Annotated in this window: 1 protein-coding gene; it reads right to left on the reverse strand. The window is 50.3% G+C overall.

Translation table 11 applies throughout. The annotated features are described in order from the left end of the window. Positions 1-77: 77 nt before the first annotated feature. Positions 78-503, reverse strand: a 426-nt coding sequence (gene lspA, locus H6B10_RS15220; protein ID WP_204652331.1) for a signal peptidase II, incomplete at its 5' end; no start/stop codon positions are given.

The following is a 503-nucleotide window of genomic DNA, read 5'->3' on the forward strand; positions in this document are numbered from 1 at the left end:
CGCTTCGGGACAGATTATCACACTGTGTCGCCAGCCACGCATCCAAACGTCCGCCAGCCTGTTCGCCGGCAATGATTTCAATCTGTTCCATCGGCTTTTTCATCCTGCAGCCGGGCAAGTTTTTCTGCCCGATCGTTCTTATAAGAATCGTACAGAATCCAAAGTACCAAAAGCGCTACGCCACAAGTAATGCAAATGTCAGCAAAGTTAAACACTGCAAAGTTCATAAACAGCAGGTTAATATAATCCACCACAACGCCGTTCAGAATGCGGTCAATCAGATTGCCGATGCCACCGCCCAAAATCAGCGTCCATGCCACACGCTCCCAGGTACCCATTTTGCGCAAAAGCAACAAAAGCAGCACACACACAAGCATAATGGAGGTCATGCCAATCAGCAGGGTCTGCTTGCCTGCCAACATGGAAAACGCCATTCCATCATTGAGATAGTAGCGCAACTCCACGATCCCCGGCAATAAGGTAATGGCCCCTGCCGGCTGCAG

It is taken from the genome of Gemmiger formicilis (genome assembly GCF_016901605.1).
Classification (GTDB): Bacteria; Bacillota; Clostridia; order Oscillospirales; family Ruminococcaceae; genus Gemmiger; species Gemmiger formicilis_B.